The sequence below is a fragment of the Algibacter mikhailovii genome, from assembly GCF_014651495.1.
GTDB classification, from domain to species: Bacteria; Bacteroidota; Bacteroidia; order Flavobacteriales; family Flavobacteriaceae; genus Algibacter_E; species Algibacter_E mikhailovii.
This window is the reverse complement of record NZ_BMWZ01000005.1, coordinates 211892-237494: the sequence shown is the minus strand read 5'-3', so window position 1 is coordinate 237494 and position 25603 is coordinate 211892. Positions and strand designations below refer to the sequence as shown.

The window sequence follows — 25603 nt, the reverse complement described above, 5'->3', positions numbered from 1 at the left end:
ATGTTTGAGCTTTTTTTATTTAAAACAGTTAAACCGTCCTTTGTAATCCTAGTTTTATAAAGGGAAGCGCAATTATTTAGGGCATACCCTCGCAAAACAAAAGGATTCCCAGAGTCAATTAAACTTTTATCTGTCTATCAATCTGTTGATCCAGAGAAATAAGAGACTCTGTTCTTAGTACACCATCAATAGATTGAATGTTTTTATTAAGTAAATGCATCAAGTGCTCATTATCAATGGCTAATAATTTTATGAAAAGATTGTAATTACCGGTGGTATAATGACACTCTAATACTTCGGGAAAACGCTTAAGTGCCCTTAAAACATCATCAGTATTGGCAGCTTTATCTAAGTAAATACCAACAAAAGCGGTGGTTGAATAGCCCAGAACTTTAGCATTCAATATAAATTTTGAACCACTAAGTAATTTAGACTTTTCTAATTTTCGAAGGCGCTGATGAATAGCAGCCCCAGAAATACCAACATTCCTAGCTATTTCAAGAATAGGTGTTCTAGCGTCTTCCGTTAAAACACGCAATATTTTTTTATCAATTCCATCTATAGTAACAATAGTACTTTTCTTCATGAGTTATCATTTTGCATGTAAAAGTAACAATTTGATTTGAAACTGATAGCATAATTTATGCTCGTGGTTAAAATACTAGTTTAACACGCAAGATCAGGAATTAACGGCTATTGAAGTTAGCCGTTTTGCGATACTCACAACTGTTTTTCGAATTTCAATCTAATGAAAAGAGAACTTAGCTCTCTGGTGCTAATTCAACCTCAAGACCTTCCATATCAGGAGTCATTTGAATTTGACAACCCAAACGACTATTATCCTTAACATCAAAAGCTTCAGATAACATGGCCTCTTCATCATCACTCATTTCTGGTAACTCTGTATCACTATGCACATAACATTGGCAAGATGCACACATTGCCATACCGCCACAAACACCAATAGTTCCTTCTGGAGCAAGCTCATAAGATCTTACAACCTCCATAAGGTTCATAGCCATATCTGTTGGTGCAACAATCTCATGTGTAACACCATCTCTATCTGTTATTTTGATATTAATATCTTCCATTATTCAATTTTTGTACTGCACAGTAAAGCACTTCATTTTTTTGTGCCACAAATTTAAACTTTAAAAAGTATTTTGAAACAGGTTTGTCTATTATTTTAGTAGGAATTTAAAATAATCTAAATTAGACATCTATATTAACCACCTGCTCTACTTGAGGGGCATATTTTTTAATGGTCATTTCTACACCAGACTTCAAGGTCATTTGATTCACACTACAACCTACACAAGCCCCTTTCAACTGAACTTTTACCAAAGTATCATTATCTTCTATACCTAGTAATGAAATATCACCACCATCACTTTGTAAGAACGGACGTATTTCTTCAAGAGCTTTTAGCACATTACTTTTTACTTCTTCTGATGTCATAACTTATTTTTTTACAGCTGCACAACCTGCCATAGTTGTAATTTTAATAGCTTCGGTTGGAGGTAAATCATCATTTCGTCTCACCACTTCTTGAACTACATTTTGAGTTAACTTTTCAAAAGCCTGCTCTAATGCCGTTGCAGTTTGTAGAGCTGCAGGACGTCCTACATCTCCAGCTTCTCTTATACTTTGAACCAAAGGCAACTCTCCCAAAAATGGTACATTTAAATCTTCAGCTAAATTTTTCGCCCCTTCTTGACCAAAAATAAAATACTTATTATCTGGTAATTCAGCGGGTGTAAAATACGCCATATTTTCAATTATCCCTAAAACAGGCACATTGATACTCTCTTGCTGAAACATGGCCACGCCTTTTTTTGCATCTGCCAAGGCCACATTTTGAGGGGTACTAACAACCACTGCCCCTGTAATTGGTAGAGACTGCATGATACTCAAATGTATATCTCCCGTTCCTGGAGGCAAATCTAACAGTAAAAAGTCGAGCTCGCCCCAATGCGCATCAAAAATCATTTGATTCAAAGCTTTTGCCGCCATAGGTCCTCGCCATACAACAGCTTGATTTGGCTGCGTAAAGAAACCAATAGATAATACTTTAACCCCATAATTCTCAATAGGCTTCATTTTTGATTTGCCGTCTATATTAACTGCTAGTGGCTTTTCGGCTTCAACATCAAACATAATTGGAATAGATGGCCCATAAATATCGGCATCCAAAACGCCAACTTTAAAACCCATTTTTGCCAGTGATACTGCCAAATTAGCGGTTACAGTAGATTTACCTACTCCGCCCTTGCCTGAAGCTACTGCTACAATATTTTGAATACCATGAATTGGTTTTCCTTTGATAACATTTCCTTTAGGTTTGACTGGAGCGTCAACTTTTACATTAACCGTGATTTTTGCTTTGGCATAAACCTGCTCATGTATGGTCTTTAAAATATCAACCTCCGTACGTTTTTTAGCCTGTAGACTTGGGTTATTAATAGTAATATCCACAATTACCTCGTCTCCAAACGTAATTACGTTTTTCACTGCACCGCTCTCAATCATATTCTGTCCTTCTCCTGGCACAGTTATACTTTCAAGTGCTTTTAATATATCTTGTTTATTAAGCTTCATTTCTTTTATTAAGAATCATTCTAAAGGCAAAGATAGACAATAAAGACTGAAGACCGAAACCCCTTGTAAGAAGTTTTAATTATGCTGATATCTATAATTATTATAGTATTTTAAAATCGAGACTAAAGAGAAATTAGCGTATAATCCCGCTCATAATTAAACGTAAAACAACGCACAGAAAGGGTTCGAATAAACTAAAATCTATGGTCTTAAAAAAAATTCTAAATTTTATAACTCTCTTGTTTTCAAAATTTTGTAACTTAGGTGAAAAGAAAATAAGATTCCAATTAAAAATCGCTTTGTCCGCAAAAAGCAGTTGAAAACATTTATTACTAAGAAATTTTAGCTGTTTTAATATATCTACCTACCTAGCTACTTTATTTAAAGAATACGCTATGTTCAATTTTGGAAAAAAACCAACCGGAGAAGATTCTCAATGTATAGTTGAAATAATAAACAACTATTCGGAAGACAGTTCTATAAAAAAATTAATATCTCCAATTTCTGATGAGTACTATTTGTTGGATGAAGAAAATCAAGTATCCATATGTATTAGTGACAACGAAGTCATACTTTCTAACCACGTCTATTTATATAAGAAATCATTTAACTTATCCTTTACTGAAGACCTCAAGAAACAGGTAAAAGAACACATGGAAAAAGAAATGCAGGCCCTTAAAAAAACGCTGTTTAACAATGAAATTAACTTGTTGGAAAAAATAAAAGGGTTATCTGAACAAAGGAAAAATTCACTAACTATTAAACACAATTTAATATCGAGCTAAAAACTACTTAAACTAGTTTAAAATGTGGGGTTCCAAAAAATCTTTTCTAAATCTTGAATCTGATTTTCAACAACTGTAACACCTTCACTCTCTAGTAGTTGCTGCATAAGGTTTGTTCCATCAAAATGATGCTTACCGGTTAACAACCCCTTACGATTTACTACCCGGTGCGCTGGCACGTCCTTGTCATGAGAATTATTCATTGCATAACCAACCATTCTTGCACTTCGGGGTGCCCCTAAATATTTGGCAATTGCACCATAACTTGTTACTCTACCGTAAGGAATACGCCGAGCTACTTCATATACTTTATCAAAAAAATTAAGGGTCTCTGGCTTCAAAACTTAAATATCGTTTAAAATATTGATAAGCGTTAACACGGAAATAATACCTGTAACACCCCCTATGATACGATTCATATTCTTCGGAGAGGTAAAGGTTCTATCTTTGATTTTGTCAAAAAAGTATATATATAAATAGAGCGGCACAAAAGTACCAATGATGCCACCAGATAAATAGGTAATAATGTTAGCATTTTCAAATGTCATTAATCCAACCGAAGCCATCGTAATCGTAATATAGGCATGATAAGGTACTGGGAATACATTGATAGACGCTAAAAATGCCCCTTGAAAAAACCTACTATGCTTACTTTTTATTTTTGGATCAATTTGTTGTTTGGGATTTGATTTGGCTATGAAAAAAAAATAAATGGTAATTAAAATAAATATTATAAGCCCAATAAACCTCAACACATTAATAACTTCAGGATGCTTGCTTAAATACCTTGAAAAAATAGCCGCCAAATATATTTGAAAAAGATTAATCACACATACGCCTAGAGAAAACACTATCCCCCGTACATGTCCTTCCTTAAGGCTTATTTTAGCAGCGGTCATATTTAACATTCCAGGAGGCATGGCCCCAATAAATGTTAAAATAAAGGCTAGAAAAAAAACAATGGTAAGGTCCAAGTTTAGTTAATTTTAAAACGAATATACGTAATTGGTTTGTCTTGCTCCAGATATTGAGACTCATAAAAGGTTTGAATACTTGTAACCTCTTCTGGACTACCTTCTTGTTTATAAACGTTATGATTGGCATATAACACCTCATGACCAGCACCATGCAACAAACCAAGAGTGTAACCATGCATAAACTCACTATCTGTTTTTAAATTAACTACGCCATCAGGTTTTAAAATTTGTTTATATCGTTGTAAAAACTGAGCATTGGTCATCCTATGTTTTGTGCGCTTATATTTTATTTGTGGATCCGGGAAAGTTATCCAAATTTCATCAACCTCTTGAGTGCCAAAAGAATGATCAATAAGCTCTATTTGAGTGCGTAAAAAAGCAACATTAGGAATATTCTCTTCAAGGGCTGTTTTTGCGCCACGCCAAAATCTAGCGCCCTTTATATCAATACCAACGAAATTTTTATTTGGATACTTTTTAGCCAAGGCCACTGAATATTCACCTTTGCCACAACCTAATTCGAGAACTAATGGGTTGTTGTTTTTAAAAAACTTTTCTCTCCAAACGCCTTTAAAAGGAAAATTTGACTCAACCAATTCTTCTCTACTCGGTTGAATGACATTTGCAAAAGTTTCATTTTCCCTAAATCTTCTCAATTTGTTTTTACTTCCCAAAACCTCGTAACTATTTCTTAATATTCATTAAATTTTGGTAAAATTAAGGAATTATATGAGAGCGCTTATATCCTTATCTTTGATTTTATCTAAAACCTGAAAAAAGCACCTATCAATAAAGCAAGTTTCTAACAAAATAAGGCTTGACATATATGGATTTAAGTTCCCTATAAATGATCTAAAATGAAGAAAAAAATAATAGTAGCCCCATTAAATTGGGGCCTTGGACATGCCACCAGGTGCATCCCAATTATTGAGGCTTTAATAAATCATAATTTCACACCTATAATTGCAAGTGACGGGTCTCCCTTACGTCTACTTCGTAAAGAGTTTCCTCATTTACCTTTTATAGAATTACCGTCCTATAATATTACTTATGCACAAAACGGCAAACTCTTTAAATTGAAGTTACTTAAAGATTCACCTTCAATTCTAAAAGCTATAAAAGAAGAAAATAAAATAATATCAAGAACGCTAGAAGACACCAATATTGTTGGGATTATTTCAGACAATAGATTTGGCGTGCGAAACAAGAAAGTCCCTTCCGTATTTATAACGCATCAATTAAATGTTTTAAGCGGAAACACCTCATGGTTAAGCACAAAGATTCATCAAAATTTTATCAAAAAATTTGACACTTGCTGGGTGCCAGATGTTCAAGAGGCCCCTAATTTAAGTGGGCAATTAGGCCATGATTCTTCTATAGATATTCCAATAAAATACATTGGCCCTTTAAGCAGATTTACGCCAAAAACCGTAGCTATTAAAAACGACATTATGGTCCTTCTCTCGGGCCCTGAACCGCAGCGAACGCTTCTAGAAGAAAAACTATTATCTGAATTAAATGCCTACTCAGGAAACGTAATTTTTGTTAAAGGGGTTATAGAGGATCAACAAACTATTAGTAGCGGAAATAATATTAGTGTTTATAACTATATGACTTCTGAATTACTTGAGAAAACTATACAAGAAAGCGAACTCATAATTGCAAGATCTGGATACACAACCATTATGGATCTGGCAAAACTTAATAAAAAAGCATTCTTTATTCCCACACCAGGTCAATTTGAACAGGAATATTTAGCAAAAAGACTCACGGAAATGCGCCTCGTACCCAGCGCTAAGCAAAAAGAATTTACTTTAAAAAAATTGAATGATGTTAATTCGTATTACGGCCTTAAATCTATTGATACTACCATTGATTTTAAAACATTATTGAACCTTTTCTAAAGTAAAGGAAAACTCGCTCCCAACGCCAAACTCGCTTTCTACGTATATACGTTCTCTATGGGCTTCAATAATATGTTTCACAATAGAAAGACCTAAACCTGAACCACCTTCTTTTCTTGAACCACTTTTGTCCACTCGATAAAAACGTTCAAATAACCTAGGCATATGTATTTTAGAAATCCCTTCACCATTGTCTGTTACCCTAACAATCACCTTGTTTTTGATTAGGTTCTCAATACTAATCTCAGTAGTTCCTTTTAACCTTCCATACTTAATAGAGTTTACTATTAAGTTAGCCAGAACTTGCTGTATTCGCTCTTTATCAGCTCTTACCATGATGGGTTCTGAATAATCCCTGTCAAAGGTGAATGTGATTTTCTTCTTATTCGCCTTCATTTCAAACATTTCAAACGTATGTTTAGCCAATTCCACGATGTCGAAAACTTCAATATTTAAACTCAAATCACCAACTTCTAGTTTGGTTATCATGTCTAAATCATTAATTATATAACCCAGCCTTTCAATGCCCTTACTGGCTCTTTCTAGATATTTTTCTCTTATATTTACGTCATTAATGCCTCCATCAAGCAAAGTCAACACATAACCTTGAACCGTAAATAATGGTGTTTTTAGTTCATGAGATACATTTCCTAAAAACTCGCGTCTATACTCCTCTCTAACCTTTAAGGTCTCTATCTCTAACTTTTTATCTCTTGCAAACTTATCAATCTCCTCGGTAAGGGTCTGCATGTTGGTGGTAATAGGTCCATTACTCATATTTGCAGATTCCAAAAGGGTTAAGTCATCATAAATCTTTTTTACCCGCTTATATATAAAGCGTTCTACACTAAATTGAATAATAACAAAAGTAAAACAGAAAACACATATGGCATACCAAAGCAAAGCAAACCATTTCAATTCAGTAAAATAATAAAAAAAAACACCCATTAAGAGTGTTGTATATAGGGTGATATAAACCGATGTTCTTACCGCGAAACGATATGATTTCTTGAATTTTGTTTGCATAGCAGATTAATCTACAAACTTGTAACCTACGCCTTTTATAGTTTTAAAGCTTTCATCACCAAGTTTTTCACGCAGTTTTCTGATATGAACATCTATAGTTCTACCTCCAACTACCACTTCATTACCCCAAACCGTATCTAGTATTTCATCTCTTTTAAATACTTTGCCTGGCTTGGACGCTAACAAAGATAATAATTCAAATTCTTTTTTAGGAAGAATGATTTCTTTTCCTTTAGACGTGATTTTGTATTCATCTCTATTAATAACCAAACTCCCTACCTTTAAAGTATCTGGAGCATTATCTTCTTTAAAACGTCTCAAAAGTGCTTTTACCTTACTCACTAGAACTTTTGGTTTTATAGGCTTTGTTATATAATCATCTGCTCCAGCATCAAATCCAGCAACTTGAGAATAATCTTCCCCTCTAGCAGTTAAAAAGGTTACTATGGTATTGCTCAGGTCTTTATTCTGCCTAATAATTTCACAGGCTTCAATACCATCCATTTCAGGCATCATAACATCAAGAATAATCAAATGTGGAAGTTCTTTTTTTGCCTTTTTAACACCCTCCTGTCCATTCTCAGCAGTAATAACTTGATACCCCTCATTAGACAAATTATAACCAACTATTTCTAAGATATCTGGCTCATCGTCAACAAGTAATATCTTTATATTTTTCTTTTTCATTCTTACTGATCTTCTTTTACTGTAGTAAAGATAGGACTAAAACCATAATTTAAACCAAATAATATAATTAATAACATTAAAATAACAAACCTGTTACATGGGCTTAAACTTAAGACATCAAAAAACATCTTTAACAATATTTTGGCACTACTTTTGCACTAGCATATTATCTTAATGAATCAAAAAAGATGGTATGCTAAGAAAATTCTTTTTATTTTTAATTACGGTCATAGCCTTTTTTTCAGTACAAATTAATGGTGCACAGAATAGAGGTCTACAAGAAGGTTTTGATCAAAATATCCAGGGTTTAACTATATATCCTAATCCTGCATATAGCTCGGGAAAATTAATTTACATAACATCAGAACGCAATGCCTTGAAGCATATTGAGTTTTATGATGTTTTAGGAAAAAGGATTTTTAACACTAAAATTACAGGTCGGGAATTAGATATTTCCAATTTAAAAAAAGGTGTTTATATTATAAAAGTTACTGAAAACACAAAAAGTGAGACTAGAAAACTCGTGATAAGATAACGGTGTTAACAAACAAAAAAATGAAAGCATTGTCTAAGACAATGCTTTTCTATTTTATATACTTTTGTAACTATTAGGATTACTAAGATGAAGGTAGAAAATATATTTAAAATAAAAACCCAAACAGAATTTAAAGAACGTGCTCTAGAGGTCTTCAAGTTCCAATTTGAAAACAATCGCGTGTACCGGTCTTTTTGTGATTTATTATACGTTCATCCAAGTGAAATAAATCGTATTGAGGCTATTCCCTTTTTGCCAATTCAGTTTTTTAAAACGAAATCCATTTTAAGCTCCACGGATGACATAGAAATGACATTCACAAGTTCAGGAACCACGGGCTCCGTGACTAGTAAACATCATGTTACTAATTTGGACATTTACACAGCTAGTTTCACTAAAGGTTTTGAATACTTTTATGGCAATATTGATGATTATGTGATTCTAGGCTTACTACCCTCTTATTTGGAACGCACGGGTTCTTCACTAATTTACATGGTTGACGCCATGATAAAGACTTCTAAACACCCTGAAAGCGGATTCTATTTGAATAATATTTCAGAATTAAGGGATACTTTAGAGCAATTAGATGCGCAAGGAAAAAAAATATTATTAATAGGGGTCTCTTTTGCATTATTAGATGTAGTTGAACATTATCAATTTCAATTAAAAAACACCATAATAATGGAAACAGGGGGCATGAAAGGACGAAGAAAAGAACTAATTAGACATGAATTACATGACATTTTAAAAACCGGCTTTGGAGTTTCTTGTATTCATAGTGAATATGGTATGACTGAACTTTTAAGCCAAGGGTACTCCAAGGGTTATGGTGCATTTAATTGCCCTCCATGGATGAAAATTTTAACTCGTGACACCGAAGACGCCTTGCATATTCAAACTACAGGAAAAACGGGGGGTATTAATATTATTGACTTAGCCAACATAAATTCATGTTCCTTTATTGCGACTCAAGATTTAGGTAAAGTAAATCCGGATAATTCCTTTGAGGTTATTGGGAGATTTGATAATTCTGATATTAGGGGATGTAATCTTATGATGCTTTAATGGTTGTAAGTTCTTGATTAATTGGAGACTTATTAAAAAAACCATTTGTCATGAAAAACATTTTCCTTCTATTTGCCCTAACATGCTTATCCGCAACCGCCCAAGATATAGATTACAATCTTAAAAAAGGTTTTATTGCTAACGGCTTTGACGTTGTAGCCTATTTTGACAATAAGCCTGCAGAAGGTCTTGGGAAATATACAGTCTCTTTTGATGGTGCTAACTATAAATTTTCTTCAGAAAAAAATCAAGAAAAATTCAATAAGAACCCGAGCAAATACGTTCCAAAATATGGCGGGTATTGCGCTTATGCAATCGCAAAAAAAAGCGAAAAGGTTTCTATTGATCCAGAAACGTTTTTAATTGATGACGGAAATCTCTATTTATTTTACAACTCTTGGGGTACGAATACATTAAAACTTTGGCAGAAAAATAACGAAGCCACCCTAATTGAATTGGCTAATGCTAATTGGGAAAAAATAAAACTAAAAAAATAAAAGTATTTCTGTAAGTTATCAAAAAGGTCACCGACAAAAACTTTAGCTTTGAAAAAGAAAAATTTAGTTTATTTGGTTGGTTAGCTAAATTAAAAGCCTGATGTTTATCATCAGGCTTTATTTTTTTTAGACTACTTGTAGAACAAAATAATTCTTCTTACCGCGCTGTAACAAGACAAATTTATCATTAATTAAATCTTTAAGCGTAATTCGATAGTCATCCTTTACTTTTTCCTTATTAACAGAAATTGAATTTTCTTTCAGTGCACGTCTTGCTTCTCCATTAGATTTTAAAAAGCCGCCTTTTTCAGCTAAAGCCCCAATAATATCTAAACCTTGATCTATTTCAGCCTTGGCTATTTGTGTTTTTGGAACCCCATCAAAAACATCTAAAAAGGTGTTTTCATCTAATGCCATTAAATCTTCACTTGTTGACTTACCAAACAATATATTACTGGCTGTAATCGCATTTTCTAAATCTTCTTTAGAATGTACCATTGTGGTAATTTCAACTGCTAGTCGCTTTTGCAATAAACGCATATGCGGCCCCTCCTTATGCTCTTCAATTAAAGCATCTATTTCCGCTTTATTTAAGAAGGTAAAAATCTTAATATACTTTTCGGCATCTTCATCGCTAGAATTTAGCCAATATTGATAAAACTTATAAGGTGATGTCCTGTTGGCATCTAACCATACATTTCCTCCTTCTGACTTACCAAACTTAGACCCGTCTGATTTAGTAATTAAAGGACAAGTAATGGCATATCCTTTTCCTCCGGAAATTCTTCTTATTAATTCTGTACCGGTGGTGATGTTACCCCATTGATCACTACCACCCATTTGTATTGAACAATCATTGGCTTTATATAAATGTAGAAAATCATAGCCTTGCACCAACTGATAAGTGAATTCTGTAAAACTCATTCCTTCGGATGAATCCGATGAAATTCTATTTTTCACAGAATCTTTGGCCATCATGTAATTAACGGTAATATGCTTGCCAACATCACGAATAAACTCAAGAAAAGAAAACTCTTTCATCCAATCATAATTATTAACTAATTCAGCCGCATTGGTTTTATCACTTTCAAAATCCAAAAAATGTGCTAACTGCGCCTTTATGGCTTCTTGATTATGACGTAACGTTATCTCATCTAACAAGTTACGCTCATTAGATTTCCCCGAAGGATCGCCAATCATTCCTGTAGCACCACCAACTAAAGCAACTGGTTTATGCCCACAACGCTGATAATGTGCTAAAAGCATAATAGGAACTAGATTCCCAATATGTAAGGAATCTGCAGTAGGATCAAACCCAACATAAGCACTGCGCATACTTTCTAACAAATGCTCTTCGGCACCAGGCATAACCGTATGTATCATACCTCTCCAAGTTAATTCTTCAACAAAATTCTTATTCATTATTCCTTCTTTTTTTACAAAACTATGCAAAGATAAAAATACAGGCATAATTCCTTATGGATTCTTAATAATTCTTTAATTTAGATGCATGATTTTAGTAACAGGAGGCACGGGTTTAGTGGGAGCACATTTGCTATATAAGCTTACCAGTGGAGAAGAAAAAATAAGAGCCATTTATAGGAATGACAAAAAGCTTGAGAATACTAAAAATGTTTTTTCATACTATACAAAAGACTATGAAACTGCTTTCGAATCCATAGAATGGGTAAAAGCCGATCTCTTAGACATTCCAGCTCTGTCAAATGCTTTTAAAGGCATTACTAGGTTATATCATTGCGCTGCTTTTGTGTCTTTTGAACCTGACAAATACCCCCTTTTAAGAAAAACAAACATTGAAGGAACCGCTAATATTGTAAATCTTTCTATTTCAAATAACATAGACAAACTTTGTTACGTAAGCTCTATTGCAACATTAGGAACAACTTTAGATAATAGCCTAATTACTGAAGACACAATATGGGAACCTGAAGCTGATAATAACGTATATGCCATAACAAAATACGGTGCTGAAATTGAAGTTTGGCGGGGAACCCAAGAAGGACTAAATGCTGTAATTGTTAATCCCGGTGTCATTCTGGGTGCTGGAATATGGAAATATGGATCGGGTAGTATTTTTAAAAAAGCAGCCCAAGGACTAAAGTTTTATACCAAAGGCACTGTTGGTCTTATTGCTGTGGAAGATGTGGTGAATATCATGATTGCTTTAATGGATAGTAAAATAATTAACGAACGTTACATCTTAATTGCGGAAAACTGGTCATTCAAGAAATTTTTACAAGCGGTAGCCAAATCAATAAATAGAAAAGTGCCAACAAAAACCGCCTCGCAATTATTGCTTAATATTGCATGGAGGCTAGATTGGGTGAATCATAAAGTTACTGGAAAAAGGAGACAACTAACAAAACATCTCGCTAAATCGTTATCCACAGAAAGCTGTTATAGTAATAACAAAATAAAAACTGCTTTGGCTTACAAATTTAAAAGCATAGAGGAAACTATTACTGCTGTAGGTCAAGCGTATCAGAAATAGGATTAATTAAAGAATTCTTTTTTTCGTAATTCAAATCGAGCTGCTTAACGCCCATAGAATCCACATTAGAAATTAGTCCTAGAGAATCCTTAGAACTTATAAGGTTTAGAGAATCTTTCTTTTTATTCACCAATTTCAATGAATCTTCTTCTCTTTTCGTCTGCTCCTTCCACTCCTCAGCTTGAACCTCCTTCAATTTTATATTCAACCGTTCTAAACTATCAATTGCCAAATTATATATTTCTTCATACTCATCAAGATGAAAAGCATAATAACTATTGCTCATAGCAAATTGTAAACTATCAATATTATGTTTTAAATACACATAAGTTTTCACATTCACATTACTATCCCTTATAGCCTTTCTAGTTGTATTATTTCCAGAAGTTAAAAATTTAGAATCTATTAAAATGGCAGCCATTTTTTCCTTAGAAATTAAATTTTCAGGTTTATCTGGACCTCTAAATCGATTGCAAGACGAAATCGTTATGAGTATGAAAAAGAATAATATGGTTTGTCTTAAAATCATCTATTAAAAGTTAATCGCTTTGCAGCCTTAACATCCTTAAATTTACCGTTTTTATATACTAAAGTACCATTTAAAAAGGTATCCGTTATTCTGGACTTAAAAGTAGCTCCCTCAAATGGTGACCAGCCACATTTATATAAAATATTATCTTTTTTTACGGTCCAAGGGTTATTCAAATCTACCAATACTAAATCGGCATAGTAGCCTTCCTTAATATAGCCTCGTCGTTCTATGTCAAACAAAATAGCTGGGTTATGACACATTTTTTCAACTATTTTTTCCAAAGAAATTTTTTCTTTGTGATACATTTCTAATATTGCAGGCAGAGCATGTTGCACAAGAGGCCCTCCAGAGGGCGCACTGGCATACGGATTGTTTTTCTCGTCTAAAGTATGCGGTGCATGATCTGTTGCAATAACATCAATTCTATCATCGAGTAATGCCTCCCACAATTCTTCTCTATCAGCCTTTGTTTTTACTGCGGGATTCCATTTGATAAACGTCCCTTTTTTATCATAATCCTCGTCAGAAAACCATAGGTGATGCACACAAACTTCTGCTGTGATTTTCTTATCCTTTAAAGGTATTTTATTAGAAAATAAGTCCGTCTCTTTACCTGTAGAGAGATGAAACACATGCAATCTTGCTCCCGTTTTCTTTGCTAACTCTATGGCTTTGGAAGATGACAAATAACACGCTTCCTCACTTCTAATTATAGGATGGTACTTTATGGGAATATCATCGCCAAATCTATCATGATATTCCTTATAATTTCTTTTTATCGTGCCTTCGTCCTCACAATGTACAGAAATCACCATATCTGTACTTTTAAAAATCTTCTCTAAAACTTTAGGGTCGTCAACGAGCATATTCCCTGTTGAAGAACCTAAAAACAACTTTAATCCCGCAACTTGATTAACATCAAGTTTCAGTATTTCATCCAAATTATCATTGGTTCCTCCAAACATAAAAGAGTAATTAGCAGATGATGTTTTAGCAGCAATACTAAATTTTTCTTCTAATTTCTCTATGGTTGTTGTTTGTGGGCTGGTATTAGGCATCTCAATAAAAGAAGTAATTCCACCAGCAATTGCAGCTTTAGACTCTGTACCTATATCTGCTTTCTGTGTTAAGCCGGGCTCTCTAAAATGCACTTGATCATCAATCACTCCAGGTAAAACATATTTGCCTTCAGCATCAATAACTAGAACATCGCTTGACTTAGGACTTATGGACGCTCCTATTTGCTTAATATATTCACCTTCTATCAAAATATCTCCACTAACAATAGCGCCTTCATTTACTATTTTAGCATTTTTTATAAGCGTATTTTTTTGTTTCATATCGTTTTTCTTAAGTCCTCTTAAACAAACTTTTTAATTTCATGGATAACACTCCAAATATAGCCTCTGAAATAATTCCAGAGCTTAATTTAGATTCCCCTTTAACTCTATCTGTAAAAATAACAGGGACTTCAGTTATTTTAAACCCTTTCAAGTAGGCTTTAAATTTCATTTCTATTTGGAAAGCATACCCAATAAACTTTATATTATCTAAATCTATAGCAAGCAAAACTTTTCTCCTATAGCAAATAAACCCCGCGGTAGTATCATGAATTTTCATGCCAGTAATTAGCCGAACATATTTTGAGGCTAAATATGACATAAGAACTCTATTCATTGGCCAATTTACAACATTAACTCCAGTTACATACCTAGACCCAATAGCCAAATCCGCCCCTTCTTTATGACAGGCATCGTACAATCTCAAAATGTCTTTAGGGTCGTGTGAAAAATCTGCATCCATTTCAAAAATATACTCATAGCCATGATTCAAACACCATTTGAACCCATGAATATAGGCTGTTCCTAATCCTGATTTCTCATGGCGCACTTCCAAAAACAACCTATCTTTAAATTCTCCCTGAAGCGCTTCTACTTTTAAATAGGTTAAATCTGGTGAATTATCATCCACAATAAGGATATGCAAATTATCAGACTGAGAAAACACAGCTCTTATAATAGCTTCAATATTTTCTATCTCATTATATGTAGGAATAATAACAACGGTATCCGTCATATTTAATTTTAATTGAAACCTTTTTATTTTTAGCAAATGTACAGTATTACACCATTATTTTTTTTAAATATTTCTTAATAATAAGCAACAATCTTAAAAATTATAATAATTTTAGGCCATGCTTCGTAACATAGTTTCAAACGAGTTATTTACCGTTTTATTGGTTGTTAGTCTAATTGTGGTGGCCATTGCCAAATTAGTCTCCCCAAAACGCTTTAATGACTTTATTCTTATAATAGGTAATGATAAGTATATCAAGATTTATTCGAGAGAGCAAAGGTTTTTCGACAATTTTGACGCTTTATTATTCAGTAATTTAATTCTGTCTATTTCTGTTTTCTGCATGATAACCTATCGCTTCACAGAAGAAACAAATAAGTTACCCATAAATAACATGTTTAAGCTAGCAGTAGGTATTGCTGTGTTCTTTCTAATAAAAGTATTGGTAGAAAGACTAATTGGTAGTCTTTTTGAAATTGATGCATTAACAGATTTATACTTATTTCAGAAAACAACTTATAAAAATTATCTTGGTATCTTATTACTACCTATAAATGCTTTATTGATTTTCACTTTTCAACCTACACTTAATATTATTTATGCAATTACCGCTATTTTGATAATGATAAATGTGATAGGATTAATAAGCTCTCTAAAAACACATCAAAGTTTAATAAAAAACAACTTATTTTATTTTATTTTGTATCTTTGCGCTCTTGAAATTGCACCCTATATCATTTTATATAAGGTGTTTGTTACCAAATAACAACAAACTACTAGCGCCTATGAAAGTGAAAACGATTTTAGTCTCTCAACCAGAACCTAAAATAGAAAACTCGCCTTATTTCGATTTAATAGAAAAACAACGCGTAAAAATAGACTTCAGACCTTTTATTCATGTTGAAGGTGTGGCGGCTAAAGAAATTAGGCATCAAAAAATTGATTTGAATAATTACACTGCCATTATACTGACCAGTAGGAATGCAGTTGATCATTTTTTTAGAATAGCAGAGGAAATGCGTTTCAAAGTTCCTGACTCTATGAAGTATTTTTGTCAGTCTGAAGCTGTTGCTTACTACCTACAAAAATACGTTGTATATAGAAAACGTAAAATTTATGTTGGGAAACGAACGTTTGCTGAACTTTCGCCTTTAATTAAAAAATATAAAGACGAAAAATTCTTACTTCCAAATACAGATAAAGTAAAACCTGCAGTTCCTGAGATTTTAAATGGATTAGGTGTTGATTGGAAACAAGCCACTTTTTACAAAACAGTGGTAAGTGACTTGTCTGATTTAGCCGATGTATCTTACGATGTTTTAGTGTTTTTTAGCCCTTCAGGAATAGAATCTTTATTTCAAAACTTTCCTGATTTTGAACAAAAAGAAACCCGCATTGCTGTTTTTGGAAACACAACCATTAAGGCTGTACAAGATAAAGGATTAAGAGTGGATATTTCTGCGCCTACACCAGAAACACCTTCTATGACAATGGCTCTAGAAAAATACATTGAAAAGGTAAATAAAGGAAAATAATTATAAAATTATAATCAAAAAACAAAAGGGTGATTCTATAGAATCACCCTTTTGTTTTTTTTTAAAACGCATAACGTTGTGGCCCGCCTCGTCTAATTTCTTCAGTACAATGGGCTTCAAATTTTTTAAAATTCTCTCTAAACGCATTGGTTAATTTGAACGCCGTAGTATAGTAAGCCTTATCATTCTTCCATGTGGCTCGTGGGCTCAATACACTGGTTGGGACACCCGGACAAGTTCTTGGTTGCGCTACACCAAAAACAGAATGTATGTGGTAATCATCATAATTATACAAGCCCAAATCTCCATTTAAAACCGCATTAATCATGGCGCGAGTATATTTCAGTTTCATTCGAGTACCTACACCATAGGCACCTCCAGTCCAGCCCGTATTAATTAACCATACATTTACTCCGGCATCAGTCATTTTTTTACTTAACATTTCGGCATACTTTGAAGGGTGTAACGGCATAAATGGCGCTCCAAAACAAGCCGAAAAACTAGGCACCGGCTCTACCACCCCAGCTTCAGTACCAGCAACTTTTGCTGTATAACCAGATATAAAATGATAAGCTGCCTGGCTTGGTGTTAATTTAGAAATTGGAGGCAATACGCCAAAGGCATCTGCTGTTAGAAAAAAAATGTTTTTTGGATTCTTTCCAATAGATGGTACTTGAATATTCTCAATATGATTCAAGGGGTAACTAACCCTAGTATTTTGTGTAATTGACGTATCTGAAAAATCTACATGACCATGTTCATCCAAAATAACATTTTCCAAGATGGCTCCTTTTTTTATCGCATCATAGATTTCAGGTTCATTATCTCTTGAAAGGTTAATGACCTTTGCATAACAACCACCTTCAAAATTAAAAACGTTATTTTCATTGGTCCAACCATGTTCATCATCTCCTATTAAACTTCTATTGGGATCTGTAGAGAGTGTTGTTTTTCCTGTTCCCGAAAGCCCGAAAAATATTGCAGTATCTCCATCCTTCCCAATGTTGGCACTGCAATGCATAGGCAAGGTGTTCCTATATACCGGAAGTATAAAATTTAAAGCTGAAAATATCCCTTTCTTAATTTCACCTGTATACCCTGTACCACCAATAAGGGCTATTTTTTTTGAGAAATTTAAAACCGCAAAATTATGCTGACGGGTTCCGTCTACTTCTGGATTAGCCATAAAACCAGGCGCATTAATCACAGTCCATTCAGGACTAAAATTTTTAAGCTCATCTTTAGTTGGTCTTAAAAACATATTATAAGCAAACTGGTTACTCCAAGGATACTCATTTATAACACGAATATTTAACTTATAATTAGGATCGGCACAAGCATAGCTATCTCTAACAAATATTTCTTTGTTCGACAAATAATCAACTACTTTATCATATAACTTATTAAACGCAGGTACTTCAAATGGAATATTAATATCTCCCCACCAAATACGATCTTGTGTAATTTCGTCCTTAACAATAAACCTGTCTTTAGGAGAACGACCAGTAAACTCTCCGGTATTAACTGCTAAAGCACCAGATGAGGCCTCCTTGCCTAGACCTTTTGCAATAGAGATATCGTGAAGTTTTTCTGCCGATAATTGATAGTTAATTTTAGCATTCTTAATACCATAATTTTCCAACGAAATCGTTTTAGTTAATTGATCAAAACCTTCCATAAATTCGAATAACAATTATTAATGATGCAAAATTATAATATTTATTTTAAATAATATGTAATTATACTCTATTTTTAAAGGTGTTTTTTACGAAATCAACAATCATAAGGACCCATGCAGAAATCAGGAAAACACCCCCAATTGGAGTAATAAAACCTAAAGTCTTAAAATCGAAACTTGTTAGTTTATTTGTAGCTAACCCATAAATAGATCCCGAAAAAAACAAAACACCAAGGACTATTAAATAATACATATTCCTTTTAGTCCTTGTCTTAATAAAATCTGTACTACCTACAAAAAGTAATAAAAGGGCATGATACATTTGATACCTAACCCCTGTCTCAAAAGTGTTTAGCCCCTGTCCACTAATTAATTCTTTTAAACCATGAGCTCCAAAAGCACCAAACCCAATACTCAGACAACCCAATATGGACGCCGTTATTAAAATAGTTCTATTCATATTTACTTAAATTATTTTTTAGGTCCATTTGAAATATTCAGTAATTTAGTGAACCACGATTAGTTTCAATTTGGAACTTGAACTAACAAAGCTACTCAACTAAACGAAATATGCGAAAAATTTTAATCATTGGATTTGGTAAATCTGCTTCATATCTTCTAAAATATTTATTAGATAAATCGGATTCTGAAAATTTATTCATCACCGTAGGAGATCTAAACGTCCAGTATACCCAAAGTATGATTAACAATCACAAAAATGCAAAAGTTTTAAAACTAGATGTTTTTGATGAATTAGCTACAACGGAAGCCATAAACAATGCAGATATTGTAGTTTCCATGCTTCCAGCAAGACTTCATATAGGCGTTGCAAAAATTTGTGTATCACTAAAAAAACATATGGTTACAGCGTCTTACATCAGTAAGGAAATGCAAGATTTAAATGAGGAAGCTAAGGCAAATGGATTAATCTTAATGAATGAAATAGGTGTTGATCCCGGCATAGATCACATGAGTGCTATGAAAGTTCTTAATTCAATAAGAGCTCAGGGCGGTAAAATCATTCTATTTGAGTCCTTCACTGGTGGATTGGTAGCTCCAGAAAGTGATAATAATTTGTGGAATTATAAATTCACTTGGAACCCAAGGAATGTTGTTACAGCTGGTCAAGGTGGCACTGCCAAGTTTTTACAGGAAGGCACTTATAAATACATCCCCTACCACAGACTTTTTAGACGTACCGAGTTTTTGGAAATTGACGCCTATGGTAGGTTTGAAGTATATGCCAATAGAGATTCTTTGAAATATCAAAACATTTATGGCCTAGACGATGTTAAAACCTTATACCGCGGCACCATTCGCCGTGTAGGATTTAGTAGAGCATGGAATATTTTTGTCATGTTAGGCATGACGGATGACAGTTATACTATTGACGATAGTGAAAACATGAGCTACCGTGACTTCGTAAATGCCTTTTTACCTTATAGCCATTCTGATTCGGTAGAATTAAAATTGAGACACCAACTTAAAATAGATCAAGATGATATTGTTTGGAGCAAACTCATAGAACTAGACCTTTTTAATGCCAATAAGCGCGTGGAATTAAAAAAAGCCACCCCAGCTCAAATTCTTCAAAAAATTCTAATGGATAGCTGGACACTTTCTGAAAAAGATAAAGACATGATAGTCATGTATCACAAAATCGGCTATGAACTGGGCGGTAAAAAACATCAAATTGACGCCAACATGGTTGTTATTGGTGAAGATCAAACTTATACTGCAATGGCGAAAACCGTTGGTTTACCCGTAGCTATTGCAACGCTTGCTATATTAAATAAAAAAATAACCACACCGGGTGTGCAAATACCAATTACTAGTGAGATTTATAATCCCATATTAAAAGAATTGCAAAACCATGGTATTATATTTCATGAAAAAAAAACACCTTATTTAGGCTATAATCCTCTCAATAATTAACACCTCTTTCATTAGGAAAAACTAGCTCCCCTGCGACCTTTGATAAAAAAGCCTAACTAAAAGGGTAAGATAATCTCATAAAATTAACTACTTCTTAAGACTAAAGCATTAAAAACATCATGAACTGGTGCTCATTTTCTACGAAAACCAAAAATGATGGTTTTACAACCAAGTTGAGTTGAGCAATAAATAGTCTAGTTTTTTTAGCTAGTTAAGCCTTCATTTCATTCAATTGTCAAGTTATTATCAAGTATTTGACCTCAATAAAAAACACATTTATTTCAAACTTTGTGCAGGAGTTAGTCTTCAAAAAACTGACTTCGACAAACCTGCCAAACTATTGAATTATGAAACTAAAATTATTATACATAGGACTATTCTTTCCTAGTTTCTGCCTGTTTGCACAAATTACTTATAGTGGCAATGTATACGATGCAAAGACTAACACCCCCTTATCTGGAGTTGTGGTACGTGTATTAGAAAATAATTTGTTGGACACGACTGATGGTTCGGGGCATTTCTCAATTACAGTTCAAAATTCGCATTCCAAAACAATAACCGCTGAATTAAACAATAGCATTAACCATATGTTTTTTGAAGCACATGAAGTCAAACCACAATCAGGAATGACCATTTCATTAAGACCAAAAGTGAAGAGTACTGCAACATTACGATGGGAAAATTATATAGGCAATAATGGCACGGCAGAAGATTGCAATCACTATAATTCTCCTAAAATCCCAAATGATGAACACTGGAATTTAAACTTCAAAGAGTCTACAATTCTAGGCCCTTTAGGAAATCCGAACAATGCTATTAGAAGAGATCCTAGCAAAGTGATAAAAGTAGAGAACACCTATTATGTATACTATACAAAAGGCGCCATAGCCCCTTCCCATTGGTTTAATATGGACTGGGGCAAATACCAGCCTGGAATAACCCCAACATCTGCGAAGGCATTCACCTGGGATTATTGCGATGTGTATTATGCAACATCTACAGATGGTTATAATTGGACTGAACAAGGGTATGCGGTTAAAAGAGGAGCTTCTGGTACTTATGACGATAGATCTGTATTTACTCCCGAAGTATTTGAATGGAATAACAAATTTTATTTAGTCTATCAGGTTGTTCAAGACCCTTATGTCTTTAGAGTTAAAAATAATGTGGGCATGGCGATAGCAGATTCTCCTTCTGGGCCCTTTATTAAATTAGATTCTCCAATTTTAAGCCCAACAAATAATGGTGTTTGGGACCCCAACAAAACCGACAATACAGCTTTAGTAAAAGGCGATTTTGATAGTCATAAGGTTCACGATCCATGTTTAATCCCTTTTAAAGGTAAATTCTATTTATATTACAAAGGCGAGCGCATGGGAGAAGAAAAATTTTGTGGTCAAAGAGAAATAAAATGGGGAGTTGCCATTGCAGACAACCCAGAAGGTCCTTACATCAAATCGGAATACAATCCAATCACAAATACAGGACACGAGGTGAGTGTGTGGCCATATAAAAATGGAATCGCTATTATTCAACATTTAGACGGACCAGAAAAAAATACCATCCAGTTTGCTGAAGATGGTGTTAATTTTGAAATAAAAGGCAAAACGAGCAATGTTGGTGAAGCACTTGGCATTGCAGCTATTCATGGCCCAAACGGGAATCATCCTGGTACTGGAATAAATTGGGGCTTAGCACATAAATACAATTGGGGTACCGTTAAGGGGGCTTCTAATTTTTTACATCGTTTTGATTTAAATATAAATTACGACCTTCAATTTGACACCAACGGTTATCCAACAGGTAGCAAGGATTTAAATAATAAAAAAAACAATTTCAACCAAACAACAAGGTTAATCCCAAACCCTGTTAACGATACAATTACAATAAATGGCTTCGATAGTGGCTTATTAAAAATTTACAACTCTACGGGACAGCTCATAAACGAAAAAACTTTAAAAAACGACAATAAAATTAATGTTGTAGACTATGCCCCAGGCACGTATTTCATTAAAGTATCAAACAAACAGGAAAAATATACTGCAAAGTTTATTAAAGAATAAGTGTCCTAAATAAATCTAGTCATTTTAAACAGCCCTTATGTTTTTGCAATCCTTTTCTAATTAAATAGCTGGATTAGGAATAACTTGATGAACTTCATTGATCTGCGCTAAAACGTCATCACTTAAAGTCAAATCAATACTTGCAATATTCTCTTTAAGCTGTTCTAAATTAGTTGCACCAATAATATTGCTTGTTACAAATGGTTGTTGATTCACAAAAGCTAAACTCATTTGTGCCAAACTGAGATCATTAGCTTCTGCAATTTTTAAATAACGTTTTGCTGCTTCAGTAGACTGTTCTCCGCTATATCGAGAAAATCTTGGAAACAATTTAAGACGCGTACTTTCACCAGCCTTTCCTGTAATATATTTTCCTGATAAAACTCCAAAGGCCATTGGAGAATATGCAAGCAAACCAACATTTTCTCTTAAGGACACCTCAGCAAGATCAGTCTCAAAAGTTCTACTTAACATAGAATAAGCATTTTGAATGGTTGAAACCCTAGGTAAATTATCTTTTTTAGATTCTTCCAAATAGCGCATAGTTCCCCAGGAGTTTTCATTTGAAATACCAACATTTCTAATTCTACCTGCTTGAATCTCCCTATCCAAACTATGTAAAATTTCATTAAAATTATCTTCCCATTTGGAGTCAAATTTATAATCTCGCACTCCAAAACGGTTCGTATCTCGCTCTGGCCAATGCAATTGATATAAATCAATATAGTCCGTTTGTAATCTTTCAAGTTCTACATCTATTGCCCCTTTGATTGAATTCCCACGGAAACCTGTAGTTCTAATATGGGCCGTATAGTCACCACTACCGGCAATTTTTGAAGCAATAACGACTTTATCTCTTTTTCCAGATTTCTTAATCCAAGTCCCAATTATCTTACTAGTACGCCCACTTGTTTCTGCCGTTGCCGGCACTGGGTACAATTCTGCAGTATCAATAAAATTCACACCTTGATCAAATGCGTAATCCAATTGGGCATGCCCCTCTAATTCTGTATTTTGATTTCCCCAGGTCATAGAACCTAAGCATATTTTACTAACTCTTGTATTTGTACTTGGTAGGGTTGTATATTTCATATTTCTTTTATTGAACTATCAATTTATTACATATTCAGACGCGGTCTTAAGTAAACATTAGACTGCCTAAAGCTAAGTCGCTAAAGATAAAAAACCTTTCATAGCTGTTAAACTTTGAAAGGTTTTTTTACACCTCTTGGATGGCATCAGCATCATATTACTCGTAATACAAAATATCGTAATAATTTCATGAAGCTAACAAACAGGGAAATCCATTCAAATATTAAGATTTATAAGCTCCAGAGTGTCAAATATAAAAATGCCAAAACACCTCTAGTTGTGCAACATCTTAAATACTATTGTTCTTCATTTAGTAACCTAGATAGCTCATCCAGTTTCGGTGTTAATATCACCTCTATACGCCTGTTTTTTGCCTTGCCTTGGTTATTATCATTTGAGGCGATGGGTGCGAACTCCCCGCGACCAGCAGCTGTTAAATTTCCTGGAATAATATTATTATTTTCTCTTAAAATATTAACTATTGACGTTGCGCGCTTAGTTGACAAATCCCAGTTACTGGTTAAGGTACCATTGCCAGAATAGGGTACATTATCAGTATGACCTTCAATTAAAACAGCTATGTCTGGATTTTCACCAAGAACCGTACCCAATTGCTGCACCGCTCTTCGTCCCTCTGTACCCACAGCCCAACTCCCAGAGCTGAATAAAAGTTTATTTTCCATAGATACATATACTTTTCCATTGCGCTGTTCAACGGTTAACCCCTTACCTTCAAAATCAGTTAAGGCGCTTGATATGGCATTTTTAAGTTTAGTCATAGCAGCATCCTTTGCTCTAATTACTTCCTCTAATTCTGCTACACGATTTGAACGATCCTCCAGTTCTTTTTTAAGTTGTACTAGCCTAGTTATCTCAGCAGACAAAGCCTGTTCTTTTGCCTCAAGTTGTGCTAACAACTCCCTGTTTTTCTGTGAATTTGCAGCTATAGCAGCTGAACTATTTTTTTCTAAGGCATTATAAGATGATTTTAAATTATCGAGATTAGCTTTAGTAGCGTTATAATCAGCTTGCAATTTATCACGTTCTGCAACAGCCTCATCATATGCTGCATTAAGTTGCTTTAACTCATTCTCTGCAGTATTTTTTGTATTTAAAAGGTTTTCGTTTTCCGCAGCAAGCTTTCTGTTTTCTTCTTTTAAATCGGCATATTTTGCTTCTAAATCTTTATAGATTTTAGGAGAAACACAAGATGTTAAAAACATCAATGTTATTATTGAAAATACTATTCTTTTAATCATGTTATTTGGGTTTATATGATGTTGTTAATCAATTTCTACTAATATTGGACAATGATCACTATGTACAGCTTCAGTTAATATAACGGCTCTTTTAATATTTTCTTGTAAAGGTTTAGAAACCATAGCATAATCCAAACGCCAACCTTTATTATTAGCCCTGGAGTTAGCCCTATAACTCCACCAACTATATTGCTGCAATTCTGGGTTTAAATACCTAAAAGAATCTATAAAACCATTCTCAATAAAACGTCCTATCCAAGTCCGTTCAACAGGTAAAAAACCTGAAACCCCTTTCATTTTAGGGTTATGTATATCCATTTCTTCATGACAGATATTATAATCGCCGCAAATAACAAGGTTTGGGATATCTTTTTTGAGCCCATTAATATACTCCTGAAACATATCCATGTATTCCAGTTTATGATTTAATCGAGCACCATTAGTTCCCGAGGGTAAATACAGGCTCATCACTGAAACACCATCAAAATCTGCTCGAATGTTACGCCCTTCAAAATCCATGGATTCAATCCCCGTGCCATACGCTATATGTTTAGGTTCTGTTTTGCTCAAAATAGCAACACCACTATAGCCTTTTTTTTGAGCACTAAACCAATAATGATATTTGTATCCAGCATCCTCAAAAAGACTTACATCCAACTGCTCCTTCATAGCCTTTATTTCTTGAAGACAAATAACATCAGGATCTGCTGCTACAAGCCAATCAAGAAAACCTTTGTTTAAAGCTGCACGAATACCATTGACGTTATAGGATATAATTTTCATATTCAATTAAATTTAATAGGTGCTTTATTTGCATCACGTAGATTGTTTGCAAGGATAGCATATC

At 33.9% G+C, this 25603-nt stretch carries 28 protein-coding genes; 10 read left to right on the top strand and 18 right to left on the bottom strand.

The genetic code is table 11. The annotated features are described in order from the left end of the window. Positions 1-118: 118 nt before the first annotated feature. From IE051_RS12115 to IE051_RS12100, 4 genes are all read right to left on the bottom strand, one after another. Positions 119-586 carry an Lrp/AsnC family transcriptional regulator gene (locus IE051_RS12115; protein WP_189361064.1) on the bottom strand — a complete coding sequence of 156 codons (468 nt, stop codon included), beginning with the start codon at positions 584-586 and terminating at the stop codon, positions 119-121. Between the two features lie 175 nt (positions 587-761). Beyond that, on the bottom strand, positions 762-1091 hold the full coding sequence (locus IE051_RS12110) for a 2Fe-2S iron-sulfur cluster-binding family protein (RefSeq protein WP_189361063.1): 330 nt from the start codon (positions 1089-1091) through the stop codon (positions 762-764). A 121-nt stretch (positions 1092-1212) separates the two neighbouring features. Then, positions 1213-1458 (bottom strand): NifU family protein, encoded by a 246-nt coding sequence (locus IE051_RS12105; RefSeq protein WP_189361062.1) that lies wholly within the window; start codon positions 1456-1458, stop codon positions 1213-1215. A gap of 3 nt (positions 1459-1461) precedes the next feature. Continuing rightward, a complete protein-coding gene (locus IE051_RS12100) occupies positions 1462-2598 on the bottom strand; it encodes an Mrp/NBP35 family ATP-binding protein (protein ID WP_189361061.1) in 1137 nt (378 codons plus the stop codon). Positions 2599-2993: 395 nt separating this feature from the next. Here IE051_RS12100 and IE051_RS12095 point away from each other — a divergent pair, with 395 nt between their 5' ends. Next, on the top strand, positions 2994-3383 hold the full coding sequence (locus tag IE051_RS12095; RefSeq protein WP_189361060.1) for a hypothetical protein: 390 nt from the start codon (positions 2994-2996) through the stop codon (positions 3381-3383). A 17-nt stretch (positions 3384-3400) separates the two neighbouring features. On the opposite strand, the gene IE051_RS12090 is transcribed toward IE051_RS12095, so the two are convergent. Genes IE051_RS12090 through trmB form a run of 3 tightly spaced genes read right to left on the bottom strand, consistent with a single transcriptional unit; the run spans position 3401 to position 5034 of the window. Further along, entirely contained in the window at positions 3401-3724 is a 324-nt protein-coding gene (locus tag IE051_RS12090; RefSeq protein WP_189361059.1) for an MGMT family protein, read from the bottom strand. 3 nt (positions 3725-3727) lie between these two features. Continuing rightward, a complete protein-coding gene (locus IE051_RS12085; protein WP_229796797.1) occupies positions 3728-4357 on the bottom strand; it encodes a LysE family transporter in 630 nt (209 codons plus the stop codon). A 2-nt stretch (positions 4358-4359) separates the two neighbouring features. Next, a complete protein-coding gene (trmB, locus tag IE051_RS12080; RefSeq protein ID WP_189361058.1) occupies positions 4360-5034 on the bottom strand; it encodes a tRNA (guanosine(46)-N7)-methyltransferase TrmB in 675 nt (224 codons plus the stop codon). A gap of 183 nt (positions 5035-5217) precedes the next feature. Here trmB and IE051_RS12075 point away from each other — a divergent pair, with 183 nt between their 5' ends. Further along, positions 5218-6264: a glycosyltransferase gene (locus IE051_RS12075; RefSeq protein WP_189361057.1), complete on the top strand. Its 1047-nt coding sequence runs from the start codon at positions 5218-5220 to the stop codon at positions 6262-6264. Here IE051_RS12075 and IE051_RS12070 read toward each other — a convergent pair. Together IE051_RS12070 and IE051_RS12065 are read right to left on the bottom strand one after the other, a co-directional pair. After that, positions 6247-7290, bottom strand: coding sequence for a sensor histidine kinase (locus tag IE051_RS12070; protein WP_189361056.1), 1044 nt, complete (start codon positions 7288-7290; stop codon positions 6247-6249). The two genes, IE051_RS12075 and IE051_RS12070, sit on opposite strands and share 18 nt — an antisense overlap. Before the next feature lie 6 nt (positions 7291-7296). After that, a complete protein-coding gene (locus IE051_RS12065; protein WP_189361055.1) occupies positions 7297-7977 on the bottom strand; it encodes a response regulator transcription factor in 681 nt (226 codons plus the stop codon). 193 nt (positions 7978-8170) lie between these two features. Here IE051_RS12065 and IE051_RS12060 point away from each other — a divergent pair, with 193 nt between their 5' ends. The 3 genes from IE051_RS12060 (at position 8171) to IE051_RS12050 (ending at position 10074) form a co-directional block, all read left to right on the top strand. Continuing rightward, the gene (locus tag IE051_RS12060) at positions 8171-8512 is read left to right on the top strand and encodes a T9SS type A sorting domain-containing protein (protein ID WP_189361054.1); all 342 of its coding nucleotides are present in this window, start codon (positions 8171-8173) and stop codon (positions 8510-8512) included. Between the two features lie 87 nt (positions 8513-8599). Further along, complete coding sequence (locus IE051_RS12055) at positions 8600-9577, top strand: LuxE/PaaK family acyltransferase (RefSeq protein WP_189361053.1); 978 nt, start codon at positions 8600-8602, stop codon at positions 9575-9577. Between the two features lie 50 nt (positions 9578-9627). After that, on the top strand, positions 9628-10074 hold the full coding sequence (locus tag IE051_RS12050; RefSeq protein ID WP_189361052.1) for a YHS domain-containing (seleno)protein: 447 nt from the start codon (positions 9628-9630) through the stop codon (positions 10072-10074). A 126-nt stretch (positions 10075-10200) separates the two neighbouring features. Here IE051_RS12050 and tyrS read toward each other — a convergent pair whose 3' ends face one another. Beyond that, entirely contained in the window at positions 10201-11496 is a 1296-nt protein-coding gene (tyrS, locus tag IE051_RS12045) for a tyrosine--tRNA ligase (RefSeq protein WP_189361051.1), read from the bottom strand. An 88-nt stretch (positions 11497-11584) separates the two neighbouring features. Between tyrS and IE051_RS12040 the strand changes: the two genes are divergently transcribed. After that, positions 11585-12586 (top strand): NAD-dependent epimerase/dehydratase family protein, encoded by a 1002-nt coding sequence (locus IE051_RS12040; protein WP_189361050.1) that lies wholly within the window; start codon positions 11585-11587, stop codon positions 12584-12586. On the opposite strand, the gene IE051_RS12035 is transcribed toward IE051_RS12040, so the two are convergent. From IE051_RS12035 to IE051_RS12025, 3 genes are read right to left on the bottom strand one after another with little or no spacing between them, the layout of a single operon-like run. Continuing rightward, entirely contained in the window at positions 12555-13115 is a 561-nt protein-coding gene (locus IE051_RS12035; RefSeq protein WP_189361049.1) for a DUF4296 domain-containing protein, read from the bottom strand. The two genes, IE051_RS12040 and IE051_RS12035, sit on opposite strands and share 32 nt — an antisense overlap. Beyond that, the gene (locus IE051_RS12030; RefSeq protein ID WP_189361048.1) at positions 13112-14458 is read right to left on the bottom strand and encodes a dihydroorotase; all 1347 of its coding nucleotides are present in this window, start codon (positions 14456-14458) and stop codon (positions 13112-13114) included. The genes IE051_RS12035 and IE051_RS12030 overlap by 4 nt, the downstream gene beginning before the upstream one ends. A gap of 10 nt (positions 14459-14468) precedes the next feature. Beyond that, a complete protein-coding gene (locus IE051_RS12025; RefSeq protein WP_189361047.1) occupies positions 14469-15194 on the bottom strand; it encodes a polyprenol monophosphomannose synthase in 726 nt (241 codons plus the stop codon). A 118-nt stretch (positions 15195-15312) separates the two neighbouring features. On the opposite strand from IE051_RS12025, the gene IE051_RS12020 reads away from it, so the two are divergent. Then, positions 15313-15960, top strand: a complete 648-nt coding sequence (locus IE051_RS12020; RefSeq protein ID WP_189361046.1) for a DUF4271 domain-containing protein — start codon at positions 15313-15315, stop codon at positions 15958-15960. A gap of 19 nt (positions 15961-15979) precedes the next feature. Further along, positions 15980-16729 (top strand): uroporphyrinogen-III synthase, encoded by a 750-nt coding sequence (locus tag IE051_RS12015; RefSeq protein WP_189361045.1) that lies wholly within the window; start codon positions 15980-15982, stop codon positions 16727-16729. A 61-nt stretch (positions 16730-16790) separates the two neighbouring features. Here the strand turns inward: IE051_RS12015 and pckA are convergent, their stop codons facing one another. Both pckA and IE051_RS12005 read right to left on the bottom strand, forming a co-directional pair. Further along, on the bottom strand, positions 16791-18407 hold the full coding sequence (gene pckA, locus IE051_RS12010; protein ID WP_189361044.1) for a phosphoenolpyruvate carboxykinase (ATP): 1617 nt from the start codon (positions 18405-18407) through the stop codon (positions 16791-16793). A gap of 61 nt (positions 18408-18468) precedes the next feature. Then, positions 18469-18867 (bottom strand): DUF423 domain-containing protein, encoded by a 399-nt coding sequence (locus IE051_RS12005; RefSeq protein ID WP_189361043.1) that lies wholly within the window; start codon positions 18865-18867, stop codon positions 18469-18471. Positions 18868-18977: 110 nt separating this feature from the next. Between IE051_RS12005 and IE051_RS12000 the strand changes: the two genes are divergently transcribed. Both IE051_RS12000 and IE051_RS11995 read left to right on the top strand, forming a co-directional pair. Further along, on the top strand, positions 18978-20342 hold the full coding sequence (locus IE051_RS12000) for a saccharopine dehydrogenase family protein (RefSeq protein ID WP_189361042.1): 1365 nt from the start codon (positions 18978-18980) through the stop codon (positions 20340-20342). Positions 20343-20689: 347 nt separating this feature from the next. After that, positions 20690-22405: a T9SS type A sorting domain-containing protein gene (locus IE051_RS11995; protein ID WP_189361041.1), complete on the top strand. Its 1716-nt coding sequence runs from the start codon at positions 20690-20692 to the stop codon at positions 22403-22405. Positions 22406-22465: 60 nt separating this feature from the next. Here IE051_RS11995 and IE051_RS11990 read toward each other — a convergent pair whose 3' ends face one another. The 3 genes from IE051_RS11990 to IE051_RS11980 form a co-directional block, all read right to left on the bottom strand. Then, a complete protein-coding gene (locus tag IE051_RS11990; protein ID WP_189361040.1) occupies positions 22466-23497 on the bottom strand; it encodes an aldo/keto reductase in 1032 nt (343 codons plus the stop codon). A 296-nt stretch (positions 23498-23793) separates the two neighbouring features. After that, entirely contained in the window at positions 23794-24756 is a 963-nt protein-coding gene (locus IE051_RS11985) for an OmpA family protein (RefSeq protein ID WP_189361039.1), read from the bottom strand. Between the two features lie 24 nt (positions 24757-24780). Next, positions 24781-25539 (bottom strand): exodeoxyribonuclease III, encoded by a 759-nt coding sequence (locus tag IE051_RS11980; protein WP_189361038.1) that lies wholly within the window; start codon positions 25537-25539, stop codon positions 24781-24783. Positions 25540-25603 lie beyond the last annotated feature (64 nt).

What these genes read in the sequence shown, in the direction of transcription:
- IE051_RS12075 (WP_189361057.1), top strand. Translation starts at nt 5,218, where the DNA reads ATGAAGAAAAAAATAATAGTAGCCCCATTAAATTGGGGCCTTGGACAT.
- IE051_RS12105 (WP_189361062.1), bottom strand. Translation starts at nt 1,458, where the DNA reads ATGACATCAGAAGAAGTAAAAAGTAATGTGCTAAAAGCTCTTGAAGAA.
- IE051_RS12055 (WP_189361053.1), top strand. Translation starts at nt 8,600, where the DNA reads ATGAAGGTAGAAAATATATTTAAAATAAAAACCCAAACAGAATTTAAA.
- IE051_RS12050 (WP_189361052.1), top strand. Translation starts at nt 9,628, where the DNA reads ATGAAAAACATTTTCCTTCTATTTGCCCTAACATGCTTATCCGCAACC.
- IE051_RS12110 (WP_189361063.1), bottom strand. Translation starts at nt 1,091, where the DNA reads ATGGAAGATATTAATATCAAAATAACAGATAGAGATGGTGTTACACAT.
- IE051_RS12070 (WP_189361056.1), bottom strand. Translation starts at nt 7,290, where the DNA reads ATGCAAACAAAATTCAAGAAATCATATCGTTTCGCGGTAAGAACATCG.
- IE051_RS12095 (WP_189361060.1), top strand. Translation starts at nt 2,994, where the DNA reads ATGTTCAATTTTGGAAAAAAACCAACCGGAGAAGATTCTCAATGTATA.
- IE051_RS12015 (WP_189361045.1), top strand. Translation starts at nt 15,980, where the DNA reads ATGAAAGTGAAAACGATTTTAGTCTCTCAACCAGAACCTAAAATAGAA.
- IE051_RS12060 (WP_189361054.1), top strand. Translation starts at nt 8,171, where the DNA reads ATGCTAAGAAAATTCTTTTTATTTTTAATTACGGTCATAGCCTTTTTT.
- IE051_RS12065 (WP_189361055.1), bottom strand. Translation starts at nt 7,977, where the DNA reads ATGAAAAAGAAAAATATAAAGATATTACTTGTTGACGATGAGCCAGAT.
- IE051_RS12025 (WP_189361047.1), bottom strand. Translation starts at nt 15,194, where the DNA reads ATGACGGATACCGTTGTTATTATTCCTACATATAATGAGATAGAAAAT.
- tyrS (WP_189361051.1), bottom strand. Translation starts at nt 11,496, where the DNA reads ATGAATAAGAATTTTGTTGAAGAATTAACTTGGAGAGGTATGATACAT.
- IE051_RS12030 (WP_189361048.1), bottom strand. Translation starts at nt 14,458, where the DNA reads ATGAAACAAAAAAATACGCTTATAAAAAATGCTAAAATAGTAAATGAA.
- IE051_RS11985 (WP_189361039.1), bottom strand. Translation starts at nt 24,756, where the DNA reads ATGATTAAAAGAATAGTATTTTCAATAATAACATTGATGTTTTTAACA.
- IE051_RS12115 (WP_189361064.1), bottom strand. Translation starts at nt 586, where the DNA reads ATGAAGAAAAGTACTATTGTTACTATAGATGGAATTGATAAAAAAATA.
- IE051_RS11995 (WP_189361041.1), top strand. Translation starts at nt 20,690, where the DNA reads ATGAAACTAAAATTATTATACATAGGACTATTCTTTCCTAGTTTCTGC.
- IE051_RS12100 (WP_189361061.1), bottom strand. Translation starts at nt 2,598, where the DNA reads ATGAAGCTTAATAAACAAGATATATTAAAAGCACTTGAAAGTATAACT.
- IE051_RS12000 (WP_189361042.1), top strand. Translation starts at nt 18,978, where the DNA reads ATGCGAAAAATTTTAATCATTGGATTTGGTAAATCTGCTTCATATCTT.
- IE051_RS12005 (WP_189361043.1), bottom strand. Translation starts at nt 18,867, where the DNA reads ATGAATAGAACTATTTTAATAACGGCGTCCATATTGGGTTGTCTGAGT.
- pckA (WP_189361044.1), bottom strand. Translation starts at nt 18,407, where the DNA reads ATGGAAGGTTTTGATCAATTAACTAAAACGATTTCGTTGGAAAATTAT.
- IE051_RS12035 (WP_189361049.1), bottom strand. Translation starts at nt 13,115, where the DNA reads ATGATTTTAAGACAAACCATATTATTCTTTTTCATACTCATAACGATT.
- IE051_RS11990 (WP_189361040.1), bottom strand. Translation starts at nt 23,497, where the DNA reads ATGAAATATACAACCCTACCAAGTACAAATACAAGAGTTAGTAAAATA.
- IE051_RS12020 (WP_189361046.1), top strand. Translation starts at nt 15,313, where the DNA reads ATGCTTCGTAACATAGTTTCAAACGAGTTATTTACCGTTTTATTGGTT.
- IE051_RS11980 (WP_189361038.1), bottom strand. Translation starts at nt 25,539, where the DNA reads ATGAAAATTATATCCTATAACGTCAATGGTATTCGTGCAGCTTTAAAC.
- IE051_RS12040 (WP_189361050.1), top strand. Translation starts at nt 11,585, where the DNA reads ATGATTTTAGTAACAGGAGGCACGGGTTTAGTGGGAGCACATTTGCTA.